The organism is Streptomyces sp. NBC_00775 (assembly GCF_036347135.1).
GTDB lineage: Bacteria > Actinomycetota > Actinomycetes > Streptomycetales > Streptomycetaceae > Streptomyces > Streptomyces lutosisoli.
This window is the reverse complement of sequence record NZ_CP108938.1, coordinates 5,660,891-5,675,780: the sequence shown is the minus strand read 5'-3', so window position 1 is coordinate 5,675,780 and position 14,890 is coordinate 5,660,891. Positions and strand designations below refer to the sequence as shown.

11 protein-coding genes and 1 tRNA gene are annotated in these 14,890 nt (G+C 68.9%); 5 read left to right on the top strand and 7 right to left on the bottom strand.

Features of this window, described 5'->3' with window-relative positions:
- Positions 1-113: 113 nt before the first annotated feature.
- From hrpA to OIC96_RS25260, 3 genes are all read left to right on the top strand, one after another.
- Positions 114-4,091 carry an ATP-dependent RNA helicase HrpA gene (hrpA, locus tag OIC96_RS25270; protein WP_330305659.1) on the top strand — a complete coding sequence of 1,326 codons (3,978 nt, stop codon included), beginning with the start codon at positions 114-116 and terminating at the stop codon, positions 4,089-4,091.
- Between the two features lie 94 nt (positions 4,092-4,185).
- Positions 4,186-4,260, top strand: a tRNA-Asp gene (locus OIC96_RS25265).
- A 374-nt stretch (positions 4,261-4,634) separates the two neighbouring features.
- Positions 4,635-4,826, top strand: coding sequence for a DUF6274 family protein (locus tag OIC96_RS25260; RefSeq protein ID WP_330305660.1), 192 nt, complete (start codon positions 4,635-4,637; stop codon positions 4,824-4,826).
- 467 nt (positions 4,827-5,293) lie between these two features.
- On the opposite strand, the gene bldC is transcribed toward OIC96_RS25260, so the two are convergent.
- Both bldC and OIC96_RS25250 read right to left on the bottom strand, forming a co-directional pair.
- Positions 5,294-5,500 carry a developmental transcriptional regulator BldC gene (gene bldC / locus OIC96_RS25255; protein ID WP_003949541.1) on the bottom strand — a complete coding sequence of 69 codons (207 nt, stop codon included), beginning with the start codon at positions 5,498-5,500 and terminating at the stop codon, positions 5,294-5,296.
- A 610-nt stretch (positions 5,501-6,110) separates the two neighbouring features.
- Positions 6,111-6,959, bottom strand: coding sequence for a hypothetical protein (locus OIC96_RS25250; RefSeq protein WP_330305661.1), 849 nt, complete (start codon positions 6,957-6,959; stop codon positions 6,111-6,113).
- 222 nt (positions 6,960-7,181) lie between these two features.
- On the opposite strand from OIC96_RS25250, the gene OIC96_RS25245 reads away from it, so the two are divergent.
- Positions 7,182-8,279, top strand: coding sequence for a Leu/Phe/Val dehydrogenase (locus OIC96_RS25245; RefSeq protein ID WP_330305662.1), 1,098 nt, complete (start codon positions 7,182-7,184; stop codon positions 8,277-8,279).
- Between the two features lie 321 nt (positions 8,280-8,600).
- On the top strand, positions 8,601-8,858 hold the full coding sequence (locus OIC96_RS25240; protein WP_327429915.1) for a DUF3073 domain-containing protein: 258 nt from the start codon (positions 8,601-8,603) through the stop codon (positions 8,856-8,858).
- Between the two features lie 171 nt (positions 8,859-9,029).
- Here OIC96_RS25240 and purM read toward each other — a convergent pair whose 3' ends face one another.
- From purM to OIC96_RS25215, 5 genes are all read right to left on the bottom strand, one after another.
- Positions 9,030-10,127, bottom strand: coding sequence for a phosphoribosylformylglycinamidine cyclo-ligase (purM, locus tag OIC96_RS25235; RefSeq protein WP_330305663.1), 1,098 nt, complete (start codon positions 10,125-10,127; stop codon positions 9,030-9,032).
- A 43-nt stretch (positions 10,128-10,170) separates the two neighbouring features.
- Complete coding sequence (gene purF / locus OIC96_RS25230; protein ID WP_330305664.1) at positions 10,171-11,697, bottom strand: amidophosphoribosyltransferase; 1,527 nt, start codon at positions 11,695-11,697, stop codon at positions 10,171-10,173.
- 61 nt (positions 11,698-11,758) lie between these two features.
- Positions 11,759-12,559, bottom strand: coding sequence for an META domain-containing protein (locus OIC96_RS25225; RefSeq protein WP_330305665.1), 801 nt, complete (start codon positions 12,557-12,559; stop codon positions 11,759-11,761).
- 244 nt (positions 12,560-12,803) lie between these two features.
- A complete protein-coding gene (locus tag OIC96_RS25220; protein ID WP_330305666.1) occupies positions 12,804-13,616 on the bottom strand; it encodes a maleylpyruvate isomerase family mycothiol-dependent enzyme in 813 nt (270 codons plus the stop codon).
- Positions 13,617-13,625: 9 nt separating this feature from the next.
- A complete protein-coding gene (locus OIC96_RS25215; protein ID WP_330305667.1) occupies positions 13,626-14,861 on the bottom strand; it encodes a hypothetical protein in 1,236 nt (411 codons plus the stop codon).
- Positions 14,862-14,890: the final 29 nt, after the last annotated feature.

Sequence of the window (14,890 nt, the reverse complement as noted above, 5' to 3'; positions counted from 1 at the left end):
CGCCCCACACCCCACCCCAGGCGCCCCACCCACGGCGCCCCACGCGCCCCGCCCAAGGCCCCACGCAAAAGCGTTCGCCAGGAATTTCGCCGAGGTGAGATCCTGGACCGCGTATGTCTACGCATCCCGCCCCCGCCCTCGGCGATCTCGCCCCCCGTCTGGCCGAGCTGTCCCTGCGCGACGCGCACCGGCTCGGGCGCAGGCTCGAAGGCGCGCGCAAGATCCGCAAGCCCGAGGCCCGCTCCGCCGTGCTTGCCGAGATCGAGGCGGAGGTCGCCAAGGTCGAGGTCCGTATGGCCGAGCGCCGCACGCGCGTGCCCGCCGTCACGTACCCCGAGCAGCTCCCCGTCAGCCAGAAGAAGGACGTGATCGCGGACGCCATCCGTGATCACCAGGTCGTCATCGTCGCCGGTGAGACCGGGTCCGGAAAGACGACCCAGATCCCCAAGATCTGTCTCGAACTGGGCCGCGGCGTCCGCGGCATGATCGGCCACACCCAGCCCCGCCGCATCGCCGCCCGCACCGTCGCCGAGCGCGTCGCCGAGGAGCTGGACACCCCGCTCGGTGAGGCCGTCGGCTGGAAGGTCCGCTTCACCGACCAGGTGAACCCGGACGGCACCTTCGTCAAGCTCATGACGGACGGCATCCTGCTCGCCGAGATCCAGACGGACCGCGAGCTGCGCGCGTACGACACGATCATCATCGACGAGGCCCACGAGCGCTCCCTCAACATCGACTTCCTGCTGGGCTACCTCGCCCAGCTGCTGCCCAAGCGCCCGGATCTCAAGGTCGTCATCACCTCCGCGACCATCGACCCCGAGCGCTTCTCCCGGCACTTCGGCGACGCCCCGATCGTCGAGGTCAGCGGCCGCACCTACCCCGTGGAGGTCCGCTACCGCCCCCTCCTCGAAGAGGAGGGCGACGACGCCGACCGCGACCAGATCACCGCGATCACGGACGCGGTCGAGGAGCTCCAGGCCGAGGGCAAGGGCGACATCCTCGTCTTCCTCTCCGGCGAACGCGAGATCCGCGACACGGCCGACGCCCTCACCAAGAAGAACTACCGCTTCACCGAGGTACTCCCCCTCTACGCCCGCCTCTCGCACGCCGAGCAGCACCGCGTGTTCCAGCAGCACACGGGCCGCAGGATCGTTCTCGCGACCAACGTCGCCGAGACCTCGCTCACCGTCCCGGGCATCAAGTACGTCATCGACCCGGGCACCGCCCGTATCTCCCGCTACAGCCACCGCACCAAGGTCCAGCGCCTCCCCATCGAGGCGATCTCGCAGGCCAGCGCCAACCAGCGCAAGGGCCGCTGCGGCCGTACGTCCGACGGCATCTGCATCCGCCTGTACTCCGAGGACGACTTCAACGCCCGCCCGGAGTTCACGGACGCGGAAATCCTCCGTACGAATCTCGCCTCGGTCATCCTCCAGATGACGGCGGCCGGCCTGGGCGACATCGAGAAGTTCCCCTTCATCGACCCGCCCGACCACCGCAACATCCGCGACGGCGTCCAGCTCCTCCAGGAGCTGAACGCGCTGGACCCGTCCGAGAAGGACGCACGCAAGCGCCTCACCCAGACCGGCCGCAAGCTCGCCCAGCTCCCCGTCGACCCCCGGCTGGCCCGCATGGTCCTGGAGGCCGACAAGAACGGCTGCGTGCGCGAGGTCATGGTGATCGCGGCCGCGCTCTCCATCCAGGACCCGCGCGAGCGCCCGTCCGACAAGCAGACGCAGGCCGACCAGCAGCACGCCCGCTTCAAGGACGAGACGAGCGACTTCCTCGCCTTCCTGAACCTGTGGCGGTACGTCCGCGAACAGCAGAAGGAGCGCGGCTCGTCCGCCTTCCGCCGTATGTGCAAGCAGGAGTACCTGAACTTCCTGCGCATCCGCGAGTGGCAGGACATCTACACCCAGCTGCGCACGGTCGCCAAGCAGATGGGCATCCACCTCAACGAGGACGACGCGCCGGACCAGAGCGTCCATGTCTCCCTCCTGGCCGGCCTGCTCTCCCACGTCGGCATGAAGGACGTGAAGGAGTCCGCAGGAGAGGGCGGGAGAAGCACGGCGAAGAACGACTACCTGGGCGCCCGCAGCGCCAAGTTCGCGATCTTCCCGGGGTCGGCGCTCTTCAAGAAGCCCCCACGCTTCGTGATGTCCGCGGAGCTCGTCGAGACCTCCCGCCTCTGGGCCCGCGTCAACGCCAGGATCGAGCCGGAGTGGGTCGAGCCCCTCGCGGAACACCTCCTCAAGCGGACGTACAGCGAACCGCACTGGGAGAAGGACCAGGCCGCGGTGATGGCGTACGAGAAGGTCACGCTGTACGGCGTCCCGATCGTCGCCCAGCGGAAGGTCAACTACGGGCGGATCGACCCGGAGACGTCCCGCGAGCTGTTCATCCGCAACGCGCTCGTCGAGGGCGACTGGCGTACGCACCACAAGTTCTTCGCCGACAACCGCAAGCTCCTCACCGAGGTCGAGGAGTTGGAGCACCGCGCCCGGCGCCGGGACATCCTGGTCGACGACGAGACGCTCTTCGACTTCTACGACCAGCGGGTGCCCGAGCACGTCGTGTCCGGCGCGCACTTCGACTCCTGGTGGAAGCACAAGCGCCACGAGGAGCCCGAGCTGCTCGACTTCGAGCGCTCGATGCTGATCAACGAGCGCGCGGGGGATGTCAGCAAGGACGACTATCCGGACTCCTGGCGGCAGGGGCCGCTGAAGTTCCGCGTGACGTACCAGTTCGAGCCGGGCGCGGACGCCGACGGCGTCACGGTCCACATCCCGCTCCAGGTCCTCAACCAGGTCACGGACGAGGGCTTCGACTGGCAGATCCCGGGCCTGCGGGAACAGGTCGTCACGGAGCTGATCCGCTCGCTCCCGAAGCCGATCCGCCGCCACTACGTCCCCGCCCCGAACTTCGCGACGAGGTTCCTGGACCAGGCCGTCCCCCTCCAGGAGCCCCTCACCCTGACCCTGGCGCGCGAGCTGAAGCGCATGGTCGGTGTCCCGCTCACGGCCGACGACTTCGACTGGTCCCGGCTCCCCGACCACCTGAAGATCACCTTCCGGATCGTCGACGAGCGGCGCCGCAACCTCGCCGAGGACAAGGACCTGGAGGCGCTGAAGCTCCAGCTGAAGCCGAAGGCGCGCAAGGCGATCTCGCAGGCCGCGGCGGCGACGGCGGAGCGCGAGGGCGGCGAGTCCCTGGAGCGCTCGGGCCTGACGGACTGGACGATCGGCTCGCTCACGCGCCTCTTCGAGACCCGCCGCGCCGGCCAGCCCGTGAAGGCGTACCCGGCCCTGGTCGACGACGGACCGACGGCGAACACCGTCTCCGTACGGCTCTTCGACACGGAGGCCGAGCAGGCGCAGGCGATGTGGAAGGGCACGCGGCGGCTGATCCTGCGCAACATCCCGGTGAACCCGGGCAAGTTCGCGTCGGACAAGCTCACCAACGCCCAGAAGCTCGCCCTGTCCGCGAACCCGCACGGCTCGATCCAGGCCCTCTTCGACGACTGCGCGATGGCGGCGGCGGACAAGCTGATCGGGGACTTCGGGGGGCCGGCGTGGGACGAGGAGTCGTACCGGAAGCTGTACGACAAGGTGCGCGCCGAGATCGTCGACACGACGGTCCGTACGGTCGGGCAGGTGCAGCAGGTTCTTGCCGCCTGGCAGGCCTGTGAGCGCCGTCTGAAGGGCGTGAAGAGTCCGACGCTCCTCGCCAACCTCACGGACGTACGCAGCCAGCTGGACGCCCTGGTGAAGCCGGGCTTCGTGACGGCGACGGGGCTCCGCCGGCTGCCGGACCTGATGCGCTATCTGGTCGCCGCGGACCGGCGGCTCCAGCAGATGCCGACCAATGTCCAGCGGGACACCACCCGTATGGAGAAGGTCCACGAGATGCAGGACGAGTACGCCTGGCTCCTGGAGCAACTCCCGCAGGGCCGGCCGGTCCCCTTCTCGGTCCTGGACATCCGCTGGATGATCGAGGAGCTCCGGGTCAGCTATTTCGCCCATGCGCTCGGCACGGCGTATCCCGTGTCCGACAAGCGGATCGTGAAGGCGATCGACGCGGCTGTTCCGTAACGGGGCCTGCACGGTGGGTGAGTTCGACCCCGGGCTCACCCTCCTGTACAGTCTCATTTCGCAGCACGGCGCACCGCGAAGTGCCGCGAAACCTGGTCCTGTGGAGCAGTTTGGAGTGCTCGCCACCCTGTCAAGGTGGAGGCCGCGGGTTCAAATCCCGTCAGGACCGCAACAAAGACAGAGCCCCGCATCCGGCAACGGATGCGGGGCTCTTCTGTTTCGCCCCCGCCGCCCCTACCCGTCCCATCCCCAGGGACGCCGCCCCTTCGACCCCGGGGGTTGCGTGTCGGCTGCGGGTGGGTGGGGGCTGGTCGCGCAGTTCCCCGCGCCCCTAAGGCGCGGGGCTTCGCCCCGCGATCCCCCGCCCGCCCCCAGTTCTTCAGGGGCGCGGGGAACTGCACAATCTTTTAGGGGGGTCTGGGGGCGCAGCCCCCAGGGATGGGACGGGTAGGGGCGGCGGGGGCGAGACACCTTGACGGCGTCACATTCCGCCGGTACCCCGGAAGCCAGGGTTCTCGTCTCCCCAGCCCCCCGGAGGTGCGTATGGCGGCGTCCGCTAGGCACGAGACGCGCGCTCTGCTCCGTGCCCACCTGGCGGCCGCCTCCGAGTACCGCCATCTGACGCGCCACTGCCCGATCTGCCACCGGCTCCTGCGGCTGGCCATGGAGCCCGCCCAGAGGGGCGAGGAGGACGCCGAGAGCGCCGTCGAGGACGAAAGCCCCTCCAAGGCATGACCAATGGCGGCGGACACGCTCACGGGCCGGTGGGAGTCTCGGCGTACGACCGCCTGCGCGCAGCCCCAACTCCCTTAGCGCACAAGCCTCTCGGGCAACAAGGACTGTGGCATGTGACGGGTGTCACCGCATAAGTTTTCAGAAGTGCGGAACTTACAGCCCACCTACAACTGGTCAATTTAATATGTGCAATTGCACCACCGGGTAAGCGCTCCCACAGGAGATCCGACACCCCTCCCCAGACTGCGACAAGGCCACTCACAGGCCGCCCGCCGGGACACCGTGAGGGCACAAAAAAGATCGCGCTGGACTCGGCGGAGTCCAGCGCGATCTACGACGCACCCTTGTCAGTGCCAGAAAACCTTGGGCGTGGGCTCTGTTGGGGCAGAACCCGCGTCGCTTGGAGCTGTGGTTCGGGCGCCTCGACGGGTTGGGGGACCTGTCGAATTGTCCGGTTATGCAGTTGTTCAGGCCTCGCTGCGCTGCTGCGGGATACCCGCGAGCAGTGCGCGGACCTCAGCCTCGCGATAGCGGCGGTGCCCGCCGAGCGTGCGGATGGACGTAAGCTTGCCGGCCTTCGCCCACCGCGTGACCGTCTTGGGGTCGACGCGGAACATCGTGGCGACCTCAGCCGGGGTCAGCAGCGGCTCGGCATCAGGGGTGCGAGCGGTCATGAGCGGCCTCCTCGGGAGAACCGAACCTTCTCGGTTCATTCCTCTAAATTCTGCACCTTGACCCGCGTTGCCCGAAATGGCGGACGCGAGTCGAGTCGGTTATAGGACGAACGGCTTGTCCTCGGCACTACAACTACACCATCTGTCCAACCGCGTCGGCCAAACCGATGGAATTGCCCTCCCAGGTGTTCATCAGCGACGGAAGCCGATGGACCATGCCATAGCGGACAGTCACGCCACTGTGACGATCAGTCACAGGGCGATCAGGAGTCACCAGACCCCCCATAGCGTGCAATGCTGAGATTCCACCCATACGTGGGTAGACGGAGCCCTCCCCCGGACTCCTTGTCCTATTTTGACACGAGGGGTGGCAAGCGACGCAAGAGCCAGGTAAGTGCCATCCGTCACGCTTGACACCCGCTTGACGCAAAAGCCCGGATCGGGACCAACGTCCCGGAGTGAGGGTCTTCAGCGTGTGAGGACCATACGCGAGTTCGACGCGATCCAGTGAGAAGCAGATCACACTGCACATGCGGCTCGCACGCCCCAGGAACCCCAGAGGCCTCGCGCGTCCCGTCTCGGGAACCCCAGAGGCCTCCCAGGTCCCGCCTCAGTTCGCCGAGCGCCGGTCCCTGACCGACCGCCACCGCTCCACGAGCCGCCCGTACGCCTCGCCCGCCGCGGCCCCGTCCCCGTCACGCAGCGCCTCGATGCCCTCGGCGACGTCCGCGGCCGAGTGGTCCCCTTCGAGATGTGCGGCGGGCAGGACGTGCACGAGCCCGCCGTAGTCCAGCTCCACGAGCGAGCGCGGGTGGAACTCCTCCAGCCAGCGCCCCACGTCCACCAGACCGTCGATGAGCGGCCCCTCGCCGAGGGTGTCCTTCAGCGTCTTCAGGGCCCGTGCCGTCCGCCGCCGGGCCTGCACCATCGGCGTCCGGTAGCGCAGCACCGGCGCGGCACCGCCGGGCCCGGCCCCCTTCTCGTACTCCCGCTCCTCGTCGGAGACGAGCACGAACCAGTTCAGCGGCACCTGCCAGGTCGAGGTGCGGATCCACGGGCGGGCGTCGGGGTTGCGGGCCATCCAGCGCTCGTAGTCCAGGGTGGCCTGACGGCGCACCAGCGGCGGCAGCACCGCGTCGAGCACGGGCGCCGGCAGCTCCTCGGCCAGCTCGCCCAGGGCCTGCCAGCCACGCAGCCGGGTGCGCCAGGGGCAGACGCACAGCACCCCGTCGACCTCCGCGACGAACGCCTCGCTGCTCTCGTGCACCGGCACCGGGATCGGCGGGGTGGGCAGCAAGTCGGCCAGCGAGCGGCGCAGTTCGTCCTGGTACGAGGGGCGCTCGGCCCGGCGGGCATAGCGCGCCCAGTGGCCGCGCTCCGGCTCCGGGAAGGCGGCCAGCGGTTCGTACACACGCAGATACGACGCGTACGGGACGATCACCGAGGACACCTTGGGCACGCCTGCTCCCTCCCCCGTTGGCCACCGGGAAAACCAGCGAAAACCGCTCACAACCTGACGAGAAACCTATGCAAATCGAACCATGGCTGTACTCCGCCAGTGGGTGATCCTGAACACTGCACCGAAGGCGGGTGGGCGCAGGCTCTAGTCTCATGCCCACGGAGCCCGCCATCCGCACGGGCCCCGCACCCAACCGCCGCTTATTACCTGGGAGTCACCACAGTGACCGACGTAACCGGCGCACCTGCTGATGTACTGCACACCCTGTTCCACTCGGATCAGGGCGGTCATGAGCAAGTCGTGCTCTGCCAGGACCGCGCCAGCGGCCTGAAGGCCGTGATCGCCATCCACTCCACCGCACTGGGCCCCGCCCTCGGCGGTACGCGCTTCTACCCGTACGCGAGCGAGGAGGAGGCCGTCGCCGACGCCCTGAACCTCTCGCGCGGCATGTCCTACAAGAACGCCATGGCCGGTCTCGACCACGGCGGCGGCAAGGCCGTGATCATCGGAGACCCCGAGCAGATCAAGTCCGAGGCGCTGCTCCTCGCGTACGGCCGCTTCGTGGCCTCGCTCGGCGGCCGGTACGTCACCGCGTGCGACGTCGGTACGTACGTCGCCGACATGGACGTCGTGGCCCGCGAGTGCCGCTGGACGACCGGCCGCTCCCCCGAGAACGGCGGCGCCGGGGACTCCTCCGTCCTCACCGCCTTCGGTGTCTTCCAGGGCATGCGGGCCTCCGCCCAGCACCTGTGGGGCGACCCGACGCTGCGCGGCCGCAAGGTGGGCGTCGCCGGCGTGGGCAAGGTGGGCCACCACCTCGTGCAGCACCTGCTGGACGACGGCGCCGAGGTCGTGATCACGGACGTACGGGAGGAGTCGGTGCGCCGGATCCTCGACAGGCACCCGGCCGGTGTCACGGCCGTCGCGGACACCGAGGCACTCATCCGCACCGAGGGTCTGGACATCTACGCCCCGTGCGCGCTGGGCGGGGCGCTGAACGACGCCTCCGTGCCGGTGCTCACCGCGAGGATCGTGTGCGGCGCGGCCAACAACCAGCTGTCGCACCCGGGTGTGGAGAAGGACCTCGCGGACCGCGGGATCCTGTACGCCCCCGACTACGTCGTGAACGCGGGCGGTGTCATCCAGGTCGCCGACGAGCTGCACGGCTTCGACTTCGACCGGTGCAAGGCGAAGGCCGCGAAGATCTTCGACACCACGCTGGCCATATTCGCACGTGCGAAGGAGGACGGGATTCCGCCGGCCGCCGCGGCCGACCGGATCGCCGAGCAGCGGATGGCGGAGGCGCGGCACCGCGGATAGCGGAGCCACTCCTTCCGGCCTGACGCGCGCTCGCCCACGGGCTTGTCAGGGACCCGCCGATGGGACACTTAGAGAGAACTCTCACGTCTGTCGGCGGGTCGTCCGCCAAGAAGAGGTTAAAATCGCGGTTGACCAGCGAGGACAGGGCACCTCGCGGGTTCTGGGCAAAGGCGCGTAGTGCGGGCGACGTACCGTATGGGCGCGGGCTCAGGTACCGTGGAAGCCCTACGGACCGGTCTCTCCACGGAGAGCCCGTTCCAGATCATGAACGCGTGTCAAGACTCTGGGGCCACCGAGCCCCGTATCCGAGGGGGTCGAGCCATGGGGCGCGGCCGGGCAAAGGCCAAGCAGACGAAGGTCGCCCGCCAGCTGAAGTACAGCAGCGGCGGGACTGACCTCTCGCGTCTGGCCAATGAGCTGGGCGCTTCGACTTCGAGCCAGCCGCCGAATGGCGAGCCGTTCGAGGACGACGACGAGGAAGAAGACGACCCGTACGCTCAGTACGCGGATCTCTATAACGACGACGATGAGGACGAGGACGACCAGTCCGGTCCCACGTCGCAACGTCGCGGCGCTTGACGCAGCAGCGTCCCTCGCAGTTTTCGCGAACCAGCTTTCCGCGATCTTTCTCAGCAGATTTCTCGTAGCGGATTTCTTCTGGCGGATTTCTTGTAGCGGATCTCGTAGCAGCTGCACTTCACCCGGTCCGGGGCTTCAGCGCCGGACCGGGTTTCGTGCTGCCGTGACGGCTTACTTGGCGTAGTCGCCGATCAGCGCCGCGCCCGTCGCGTGCTCGCCCCGCTCGGTGATCTCACCGGCGATCCAGGCGTCCACGCCACGGTCCGCGAGGGAGGCGAGGGCCACGTCCGCGGACTCCTCGGGGACGATCGCGATCATGCCGACGCCCATGTTCAGCGTCTTCTCCAGCTCCAGGCGCTCGACGTCGCCGGTCTTGCCGACGAGGTCGAAGACCGGGGCCGGGGTCCAGGTCTCGCGGTCCACGATCGCGTGCAGCCCGTCCGGGATGACCCGGGCCAGGTTGGCCGCGAGCCCGCCGCCGGTGATGTGGCTGAAGGCGTGCACCTGAGCGGTCTTCGTCAGCGCCAGGCAGTCCAGCGAGTAGATCTTGGTGGGCTCCAGGAGCTCCTCGCCGAGCGTGCGGCCGAACTCCTCGACGTGCTGGTCCAGGCTCAGGTTGGCCCGGTCGAAGAGGACGTGCCGGACGAGCGAGTACCCGTTCGAGTGAAGACCGGAGGCCGCCATGGCGATCACCGCGTCACCCGTACGGATACGATCCGGGCCGAGCAGCTGGTCGGCCTCGACCACGCCCGTACCGGCGCCCGCGACATCGAAGTCGTCCGGACCCAGCAGGCCCGGGTGCTCGGCCGTCTCGCCGCCGACGAGGGCGCAGCCCGCGAGGACACAGCCCTCGGCGATGCCCTTGACGATGGCCGCCACGCGCTCCGGGTGGACCTTGCCGACACAGATGTAGTCGGTCATGAAGAGCGGCTCGGCGCCGCACACCACGATGTCGTCCATGACCATCGCGACCAGGTCGTGGCCGATGGTGTCGTACACGCCGAGCTGGCGGGCGAGGTCGACCTTGGTGCCCACGCCGTCCGTGGCGGAGGCGAGCAGCGGGCGCTCGTACCGCTTGAGGGCGGAGGCGTCGAAGAGGCCGGCGAACCCGCCGAGGCCGCCGAGGACCTCGGGGCGCTGCGTCTTCTTCACCCACTCCTTCATCAGCTCTACGGCGCGGTCGCCCGCTTCGATGTCGACGCCGGCAGCCGCGTAGGAAGCACCGGTACTGCCCGGGGACGGAGTCCCCTGATCGGACACAGCAGACATTGCCTGGGATCTTTCGGGTTGGTGAAACGGGGCTCTACGGCGCTTACGGGCGACGGATGGCGTCGGACGCGGCCGTGGCTGCGGGACCCGCGGCCAGCTCGGTCTCCAGAAGCTGCTTCCCGAGCAGCTCGGGGTCCGGAAGGTCCATCGGGTACTCGCCGTCGAAGCAGGCGCGGCACAGGTTCGGCTTGTCGATGGTCGTGGCCTCGATCATGCCGTCGATGGAGATGTACGAGAGGGAGTCGGCGCCGAGCGAGGTGCCGATCTCCTCGATGGTCATGCCGTTGGCGATCAGCTCCGCGCGGGTCGCGAAGTCGATGCCGAAGAAGCAGGGCCACTTCACGGGCGGGGACGAGATCCGGATGTGGACCTCCGCCGCGCCGGCCTCGCGGAGCATGCGCACCAGCGCGCGCTGGGTGTTGCCGCGCACGATCGAGTCGTCGACGACGACCAGGCGCTTGCCCTTGATGACTTCCTTCAGCGGGTTCAGCTTCAGGCGGATACCGAGCTGGCGGATCGTCTGGGAGGGCTGGATGAAGGTCCGGCCGACGTACGCGTTCTTGACCAGGCCGGCGCCGAACGGGATGCCGGAGGCTTCCGCGTAACCGATCGCGGCGGGCGTCCCGGACTCCGGGGTCGCTATCACCAGATCGGCCTCCACAGGGGCTTCCTTGGCGAGCCTGCGGCCCATCTCGACGCGCGAGAGGTACACGTTCCGGCCGGCGATGTCCGTGTCGGGGCGGGCCAGATAGACGTACTCGAAGACACAGCCCTTGGGCTTCGCTTCCGCGAATCGCGAGGTACGGAGCCCGTTCTCGTCGATGGCGACGAACTCGCCCGGCTCGATCTCGCGCACATAGCTCGCGCCGCAGATGTCGAGGGCGGCGGACTCGGAGGCGACGACCCAGCCGCGCTCCAGCCGGCCGAGGACCAGCGGGCGGATGCCCTGCGGGTCGCGGGCCGCGTACAGGGTGTGCTCGTTCATGAAGACGAGGGAGAAGGCGCCCTTGACCTGCGGGAGGATCTTGGCGGAAGCCTCTTCTATGGTCAGCGGCTTGCCGTCGTCGTCGACCTGCGCCGCGAGGAGCGCGGTGAGGAGGTCGGTGTCGTTGGTGGCCGCCACACGCGTGGTGCGGCCTTCCTGCTTGGGAAGGTCGGCGACCATCTCGGCGAGCTGCGCCGTGTTGACGAGGTTGCCGTTGTGGCCGAGCGCGATGGAGCCGTGCGCGGTGGCACGGAACGTCGGCTGGGCGTTCTCCCAGGTGGAGGCACCGGTGGTCGAGTAGCGGGCGTGACCGACCGCGATATGACCCTGGAGCGACCCTAGAGAGGTCTCGTCGAAGACCTGGGACACAAGGCCCATGTCCTTGAAGACGAGGATCTGGGAGCCGTTGCTGACCGCGATTCCCGCGGATTCCTGGCCCCGATGCTGGAGGGCGTAGAGCCCGAAGTAAGTGAGCTTGGCGACCTCTTCGCCCGGAGCCCAGACACCGAAGACGCCGCAAGCGTCCTGGGGGCCTTTCTCACCGGGGAGCAGATCATGATTGAGTCGACCGTCACCACGTGGCACGCCTCCGAGTGTAGGCGAGATCGACCACTGGTCCGAATTGGGGATACGGGACCCTAATGGATCACTCGTCGGCGACAGCGCTGATGATCGCGCCGTTTGTGCTGGTCAGCGTGAGGGTGCGGTGATCCAGTTCGTATACGACCGTGCCGCCGAAGAGGCCGAGCAAGGTCTTCTCGGTGTCCATGAGTGAGCCGTCGCACATCATGCGGGTCGTCTTGGGCGCGCCGAGGGTGATATGTCCGTCGCGGACGGTCGCCTTCGCGGAGACGTGGTTGCAGCCGAGGCGGCCGGAGAGGGTGCCGTGCTTCTTGTCGAGGACGAAGTACGCCTTGCCCTCGGCGCCCTTCGGGAGGGACTGGGCGCTGTTCGCGTCACCGAGCGCCGTGACGGTCCACTTCGTGCCGTACAGAGGCGCGTCCTGCTCCTTGCTGAGGCTGACGCGGTCGCCCTCGTCGGTGGTGAGCGTCAGCTTGTCGCCCTTGACCTTCGTGGTGAACGAGCTGTTGACGAAGGTGCGGCTCATGTTCTCCTCGAAGGTCATCGGGCCCTTCTGGCAGCCCATGTCGGTCGTCTCGAGCCGGCCGAACTCGACGCGGTCGCCCTTGACGGTGGCGGTCGAGCCGAATCCGTTGCAGCCGAGGTTGCCGCTGGCCCGGCCGTCCTTGTCGATTCGCAGGTAGGCGCTGGCGGGGGCCTGCCTGGTCGTGCCGTCCACGGTGAGGCTGTCGATGGTCCAGTGGACTTCGGTGACGGGGGACGAGGGCGACCCCACGGAACCGCTGCCGCCGGCCGACTCGGTGCCGCAGGCCACCGCGAGCGGAAGCAGGGTCAATGCGGTGAGGGCCAGTCGCTGCTTGTCCATGCCGGTGTGACGGGAGCACTGGGGTGGTTGGTTCCCTGGTTTTTCGCCCCCGCCGCCCCTACCCGTCCCATCCCCCAGGGGCTCCGCCCCTTCGACCCCGTGCGTTGTTCGTCGGCCGCGGGTGGATGGGGGCTGATCCAAAAGATTGCGCAGTTCCCCGCGCCCCTTTTAGGGGCGCGGGGAACTGCGCGAGCAACCCCCACTCACCCGCAGGCGACACACATCCCACGGGGGCCGGAGGGGCTCAGCCCATCAAGGGCAGGAGCCCCCCGAGGTCGGCGCGTTCTCCGCTTGCGCTGACCTTGGCGTCTTCCAGCGCCGCCTTCCAGGCCACGCGCCCCGTCGCGAGCCGGAGCCACGTCAGCGGATCCGTCTCGACGACGTTCGGCGGGGTGCCGCGAGTGTGCCGCGGCCCTTCCACGCACTGCACGACGGCGTACGGCGGAATCCGTACCTCCGTCGACGCGCCGGGCGCCTTCACGGCGAGCGCGTCGGCGAGCAGCCGGGTGCAGGCGGCGAGGGCCTGCCGGTCGTACGGGATGTCGAGGCCGGGCACGGCGCGGTTCAGGTCGTCGGTGTGGACGACGAGTTCGACGGTGCGGGTCACGAGGTAGTCGGCGAGGGTCATGGCACCGGTGCGGGTGACAAGCAGCCGGTCGTCGGGGGCCGTGGCCAGCCGCTCGGTGACCCGCTGCTCGGTGCGGGCGTAGAGCGCGTCGAGGTCGGGGTTGCCGGCGGCGAGTTGACGCGTACCGTCGGCGATGTCCCCGGCTCGGGCCGCCGTCACGAACGGCCAGTCGAGCAGGGCGAGTTTCCGCGGGACCGGCTCCTGCTGAGCGGGCTCCGGGCGGTCGATGTTCCGGCTGACGGTCTCGACGGCCATGGTGATGTGCGCGGCCAAGTCCCGCACGCTCCAGTCCCCGAGGCCGGTGGCCCCCGCCAACTGCTCATCGGTCAGGGCGCGTACGCCTTCTCGTACGTTCCCGAACTGTGCGAGCACCGCGGCGCGGATCTTGGCGGAGTCGTAGGTGCGGGTGCGCTTCTTGGCGGGCGGCATGCCGGGAGCCTAGTCGGCGCGGAAGGTCGAGGACGCGGGGAACTTGGTGTCCGTGCAGCCGCGGCGCTCGGCGGTGTCGGTGACGTAGGCGCGGAAGACCTTCTCGTACGCGGGTGCCGTCAGTTTGTCGTACGGGTAGGCGACGGTCATCGTGTGGATCTGGGGCGCTCCGTCGCAGACGGAGGACGCCCACCAGATCGATTCATCGCGGCTGCGGCCCGCCTTGCCCGGTTCCGCGGGCTCGGGAAGGTCGTCGTTGCCGTCGACTGTGAGCTCGACGTACTTCGCGTCCTCCCCGGAGTACGTGTGGAAGGAGACGAACCAGTCACCCGCGCGGGTCGGCTCGTCGAGGTCCTTGATGTCGTCGTGGTGCGCGTACCAGAGGTCGCGCGCGCGGGTGTCGCTGACCACGAGGCCGCAACTCTCGTCCCACAGCGTGTCGTCCACGCGGCTTTCGAGCACCTGGTCAGCGAGCAGTTCCTGGCGGGGGAAGCCGGCCTTGCGGTACCAGGCGCAGGTGCCGTCCGCGTGCGAGGCCGAGGTCGGGCCCTCGGTCAGGGCGGGGATGTCCTCCGGCGGATCGGGCAGCCGGTCGGCGCAGCCCAGCCGTGCGGCGAGGTTGTTGGCGGTGCCCACGGCGGTCTCGGCGAGGACGCTCCGGTCGTGGGCGGTGAGCTGGCCGTTCTCGGTGAAGGGCGGCCCGGGGTCCATGAGCGAGGCCCTGGCCCACAGCGCCTTGATCGACTCGCCGTCGGACTTTCCCTCGGGGCACGGGAGTTGGACGGTGACGCCCGTGTCCGAGACCAGGCCGGTTATGCCGCCGCCGAGCGGCTGGGCGGGGTAGGTGTAGTCGGCGTACGAGTCGAGGATGCTGGATATCGGATCGTCGGCGATGACGGCTTTGTCGCCGGGCACGACGCCCACCGCGCCCGTGAAGAACCAGCGCTCGCCGCTGCGGGTGCCGTACTTCTCCCCCGCCTCGGTGCTGAAGATCTCGCAGTCCTGCGGCAGTCCCGCGTTGAGCTCGATGGTGCCCTCGGCGGCCACCCGGTGCGAGATGGAGCCGCCCGCCGGGGAGAGTGCGAGCACACGCCCGGCCGGGACGAGTCCCGCGCAGGCCTCGTTGATCTGGTACCGGCCGTACAGGACCTGCCAGATCTCCAGGCCGCTCCAGCCGATGCCGGCCACGGCGACCAGACTCAGCAGCACGTTGACGAACTTCCGCGCGCGCTCGGGTACTCGCACCGCTCCCCCGTACCTCGTTCCCCACACGT

Excerpts from the sequence above, each read along its gene's own strand:
- hrpA (WP_330305659.1), top strand. The coding sequence starts at position 114 with ATGTCTACGCATCCCGCCCCCGCCCTCGGCGATCTCGCCCCCCGTCTG.
- OIC96_RS25225 (WP_330305665.1), bottom strand. The coding sequence starts at position 12,559 with ATGGACAAGCAGCGACTGGCCCTCACCGCATTGACCCTGCTTCCGCTC.
- purM (WP_330305663.1), bottom strand. The coding sequence starts at position 10,127 with ATGTCTGCTGTGTCCGATCAGGGGACTCCGTCCCCGGGCAGTACCGGT.
- OIC96_RS25240 (WP_327429915.1), top strand. The coding sequence starts at position 8,601 with ATGGGGCGCGGCCGGGCAAAGGCCAAGCAGACGAAGGTCGCCCGCCAG.
- OIC96_RS25220 (WP_330305666.1), bottom strand. The coding sequence starts at position 13,616 with ATGCCGCCCGCCAAGAAGCGCACCCGCACCTACGACTCCGCCAAGATC.
- bldC (WP_003949541.1), bottom strand. The coding sequence starts at position 5,500 with ATGACCGCTCGCACCCCTGATGCCGAGCCGCTGCTGACCCCGGCTGAG.
- OIC96_RS25260 (WP_330305660.1), top strand. The coding sequence starts at position 4,635 with ATGGCGGCGTCCGCTAGGCACGAGACGCGCGCTCTGCTCCGTGCCCAC.